Source organism: uncultured Deefgea sp. (assembly GCF_947072475.1).
In the GTDB taxonomy this organism is placed as follows: domain Bacteria; phylum Pseudomonadota; class Gammaproteobacteria; order Burkholderiales; family Chitinibacteraceae; genus Deefgea.
In genome coordinates this window covers 1-4,057 of the sequence record NZ_CAMTIA010000105.1, presented here as the reverse complement: position 1 = coordinate 4,057, position 4,057 = coordinate 1, and the positions used below count along the sequence as shown (strand labels likewise).

At 50.3% G+C, this 4,057-nt stretch carries 6 protein-coding genes and 1 riboswitch; of the genes, 4 read left to right on the top strand and 2 right to left on the bottom strand.

The window, feature by feature from the left end:
- A partial coding sequence (locus Q0V82_RS16480; protein ID WP_374758563.1) for a DNA-3-methyladenine glycosylase occupies positions 1-269 on the top strand: 269 nt, incomplete at its 5' end.
- A 24-nt stretch (positions 270-293) separates the two neighbouring features.
- Entirely contained in the window at positions 294-758 is a 465-nt protein-coding gene (locus Q0V82_RS16475) for a polyhydroxyalkanoate granule-associated phasin (protein WP_297577556.1), read from the top strand.
- On the opposite strand, the gene Q0V82_RS16470 is transcribed toward Q0V82_RS16475, so the two are convergent.
- Together Q0V82_RS16470 and Q0V82_RS16465 are read right to left on the bottom strand one after the other, a co-directional pair.
- Positions 759-1,706, bottom strand: a complete 948-nt coding sequence (locus Q0V82_RS16470) for a dihydroorotate oxidase (RefSeq protein WP_297577554.1) — start codon at positions 1,704-1,706, stop codon at positions 759-761. It abuts the gene before it with no gap.
- A gap of 83 nt (positions 1,707-1,789) precedes the next feature.
- Entirely contained in the window at positions 1,790-2,224 is a 435-nt protein-coding gene (locus Q0V82_RS16465) for a MarR family winged helix-turn-helix transcriptional regulator (protein ID WP_297577552.1), read from the bottom strand.
- Positions 2,225-2,289: 65 nt separating this feature from the next.
- Here Q0V82_RS16465 and Q0V82_RS16460 point away from each other — a divergent pair, with 65 nt between their 5' ends.
- Together Q0V82_RS16460 and Q0V82_RS16455 are read left to right on the top strand one after the other, a co-directional pair.
- On the top strand, positions 2,290-3,435 hold the full coding sequence (locus Q0V82_RS16460) for a PLP-dependent aminotransferase family protein (protein WP_297577549.1): 1,146 nt from the start codon (positions 2,290-2,292) through the stop codon (positions 3,433-3,435).
- A gap of 193 nt (positions 3,436-3,628) precedes the next feature.
- A riboswitch (TPP riboswitch) is annotated at positions 3,629-3,776 on the top strand.
- Between the two features lie 30 nt (positions 3,777-3,806).
- On the top strand, positions 3,807-4,057 hold a 251-nt coding region (locus Q0V82_RS16455; protein WP_297577546.1), incomplete at its 3' end, for a hydroxyethylthiazole kinase.

Sequence of the window (4,057 nt, the reverse complement as noted above, 5' to 3'; positions counted from 1 at the left end):
AGGATGAAGCGATTATTCAAGCATTGATCGCCATTCGCGGGATAGGGCGCTGGTCGGCCGAAATGTTTTTATTGTTTTATTTATTGCGCCCTAATGTTTTGCCGCTGGCCGATATCGGTTTGATTAAAGCCATTGCACTGCATTACCACGCAGGTGAGCGTTTGCCGCGTGCGGCGTTGATTGAGCTTGCCGCCGCGTGGCAGCCGTGGTGTAGTGTGGCAACGTGGTATCTGTGGCGCAGCTTAGATCCTGTGCCGGTTGAGTATTAATGCTGTTCTTTGATAAGAAACGATATGTCCCAATTAACGCAAGACCCTTTTGCTACATGGCACGAGTTGGCGCAAAAAACCCAAGAAATGTGGCTAGATTCTGCCTTTGTATTTTCACAGCGCACGCAAATGCTCGCGCAAGCGGGGGTTAACCCGAGCGTGGACGAGCAAGCTGAAATAACGCAAATGGGAATGGAAAAACTCGAAGCGGTGGGTGAGTCGTCTTTGGCAGCATGGCAGCAGATTGGTGTAATGCAGCAAGCTTTATGGTCAAGGGCTTTGCAGCAAAATCAAGCCGCCATCGCGATGTTGGCGGCCAGTATGGCTTCACCGCAGGCGGCGTTGGCGGCGCAGCAACAGTATTCAAACCAATTGTTAAACCCAGAGCCATTTACGCAGGCCAGCGCCGATATGGCACACGCCATTCTGCATCCAGTGCATAAACGCACCACTGAAAATGCAGAACGGTTGCGAGAAGATAACGATTAATTACAAGGTTTTGAGCTTGCCATGAAACTGTGCCAAGCTTGAATAGCCTTTCTTTTCCATGATTTCGCTAAGCTCGGCTTTTACTCGGGCAAAAATCCCCGGGCCTTCTTCGTACAGCGCCGTGCCCATTTGCACTAAAGTCGCACCCGCTAGAATGTGCAAAAAGGCTTCTTGCCCTGATTTCACGCCACCGCAACCGATGATGGCTTTTTCTGGGCAGCGGCGGTAAAAGGCATTCACATTGGCCAGTGCGGTAGGTAGAACGTAATCGCCACCCAAACCACCAAAGCCATCTTTCGGTTTGATGATGACTGACTCACTGTCAATATCAATCGCCAGCGCATTACCAATTGAATTAATACAAGTCACGAAAGCGACGCTTGGGTAGCGATTTAAAATCGCTGCCGCTTCGTCAAAATGCGCAATATCAAAATACGGCGGCAATTTAACACCTAAAGAGCGCTGTCCGTAGCCAGAGGTCACTTCGGCCAATAAAGTATCCATGGCGTCAAAATCATAACCCAGCTGCGCTTTACCCGGTACATTCGGGCAAGACAAATTGATTTCTAAGATCGCCGGTGTGACGGCGTCTTTTAAGCCGTCGATCATCGCTAAATTGTCATCGAGTGTGAGGCCAGAAATCGAAATAAATAAAGGCTTGCTCTCATAATCATGGCGCTCGGTGTAACGCAAATAATAAGCAAAACCTTCGTTGGGCAAACCCATTGAATTGATACTGCCCCACGGCTTATCCCCATTGAGGACGCGGTAACGCGGCTCGGGATTGCCATCGCGCGGCTGTAAGGTACAGCTTTTGGTGACCATGGCACCCGCTTCGGATTCTTGCAGTGCTTCGAGCTGTGAACCCACGCTGCACCAAACCCCTGAGGCATTCATCAGTGGGTTGTTCAGAGGTAGATCTAAAAATGTTGTAGCTAAATTGGGCATGAGAATGGCTCCCTAAGACGATTAAATTCATCTTAGCGGCTAGAACGCAAGGGGAGTGTGAGCCTAATCAACAAAAGCTTATTTTAAGATTTTGATGTGATTTGTTGGCTGAGCGTCGCCATCATTTGCCGCCATGCCGTTGTCACCTCGGGCCCCAGCTCTGATTCAATACGTAGCAGTAGGTCGCGTTGCGGGCTAGTGAGCTCATGCTCTAATTGCACACCAAGTGGCGTCAAATATAGGTTTTTTACCCGTTTATCATACTCGCCGTTTTGGCTGGCAATCAATTGGGCCGCTTGCAAGGCTTTGAGTGGGCCGTGTAGTGCTTGTTTGCTTACGCCTAGTTTACTTAAAAGTTGGTGAATAGCAACGCCAGGATTTCTGGCGACAAAATACAACACTCGATGATGCACGCGCCCCCATTGCCGTTCGGCCAGCAAAGCATCCGCTTGCGCGGTAAAAGCACGGTAGCCATAAAACAAGAGTTCGATATCGGCTTCAATTTTTTGGTCAATCATATTGACTTAATTTTCCTTGATGGGCATGATTTAGGTCTACTTTATTGACCTATATGGCGTATCTTATGCTAGCTCGAAGAATTGAACGTTTAACTTCGTCATTGGTTCGCGATATTTTAGCGGTCGCGCAACAACCTGGGGTGATTTCATTTGCCGGTGGCTTGCCTGCCAGTGAGGCTTTATTGTCGCTGGATTTAGCCGCAATGCCTGCCGACGTGGTGAAAAGTGCGCTGCAATATGGCCCGAGCGAAGGCGAGCCGCAGTTGCGCGAGTTGATCGCTCAGCGAATGCAAGCTATCGGTTTTAACTGTAGTGCCGAGCAAGTATTGATTCTGAATGGCTCGCAGCAAGGGATTGATCTTGTTAGCAAATTAATGATCGACGAAGGCACGCCGGTCTTGGTCGAGGAGCCGGCGTATTTAGCCGCTTTGCAGTCGTTCCGTTTATTGGGGGCTGATTTACGCACTTTGCCGATTGCCAATGGCGTTGATTTAGCTGCGTTGGCCGATCAATTGCCGCAGGTGGCGATGGCGTATTTAACGCCGACGTTTCAAAATCCATCGGGCTATTGCTACAGCCAAGCGGAGCGGCAAGCGGTGGCGGCACTACTCGATACTCATGGTACGTGTTTGTTTGAAGACGATCCGTATCGGGAGCTAGCATACGATACCCCCGCGCCTGCGCCATTGGTGAGCCATTTGAAATCGGCGCCTTGGGTGTATCAAGGCTCGTTCAGCAAAACCTTGGCGCCGGGTTTACGCTTGGGCTATTTGATTGCGCATCCTGATTTGATGCCGCATTTGGTGCGCTTAAAGCAAGCGGCTGATTTGCATAGCAACCGTTTAAGTCAACTGATTGTCACGCAAATATTGGCGGGTAATCAGCTCGATCCGCATTTAGCTGCCGTATTGCCACTGTATCGACAACGCCGTGATGCGATGGCCGATGCGTTGGCCGCGCATTTAAGCCCTTATGCCACGTGGTCCTTACCGAGTGGTGGTTTGTTTTTTTGGGTCAAACTCAATACGGTCAATGACACTTTAGCGCTGATGCGCGCCGCTTTAGCGCAAAAATTGGCGATTATGCCCGGCGTGGCGTTTATGGCGTCAAATCAAGATGATGGGGCGATTCGACTCAACTTTAGTCATGCCAATCCCGAACAAATTCAAATTGGAATTGCACGCTTAGCGCAGATCTTGCGGGAATTTTGAGCGAAGGTCGGACTCAGCGCGGATTGCAGACTTAGGTTGGCAGCCACACACTTCAGGCGGACTTGCTTTGCGTCTGTTGACGTTTGCTTTTTCGTCGCTGCTTACGCGATTTTCGCGACGAATCCAATTCAACGATCCTAGCTAAAAAGTTTGATCTAGTGCCGCACAGTGCCTGCGCTGAGACGGTACAATAGCCACAGACTCGGGGTGCCGTTAGGGTCTGTTGATGTGTGGCTTGCTAACAGGAGAAACCAAGCATCAACAGCTCGTAGACCGGCTGAGAGAAACCCGTTGTACCTGATCCAGATCATACTGGCGTAGGGATGTCTGCTGCGATTGGGCGACTTCCTGCGCTATACAAGGAAATCGCGATGTCGCAAGTCAATCTGTCTATACCTGAATTGCCATTTCATTTAGTTGCCGATGAGCTAGAACGCTTACGCGCTAATACCCCCCTAGTGCATGTGCTGACCAATGAGGTCGTGCAATGCTTTACTGCCAATACCCTGCTGGCCATTGGCGCTTCACCGGCGATGATTGTGGCCGAAGAAGAGGTTGCTGACTTTGCGGCGATTGCCGATGCGTTGCTGATTAATATCGGCACGCTCTACCCAGCCCGACT

Excerpts from the sequence above, each read along its gene's own strand:
- Q0V82_RS16460 (WP_297577549.1), top strand. The coding sequence starts at position 2,290 with ATGCTAGCTCGAAGAATTGAACGTTTAACTTCGTCATTGGTTCGCGAT.
- Q0V82_RS16470 (WP_297577554.1), bottom strand. The coding sequence starts at position 1,706 with ATGCCCAATTTAGCTACAACATTTTTAGATCTACCTCTGAACAACCCA.
- Q0V82_RS16475 (WP_297577556.1), top strand. The coding sequence starts at position 294 with ATGTCCCAATTAACGCAAGACCCTTTTGCTACATGGCACGAGTTGGCG.
- Q0V82_RS16465 (WP_297577552.1), bottom strand. The coding sequence starts at position 2,224 with ATGATTGACCAAAAAATTGAAGCCGATATCGAACTCTTGTTTTATGGC.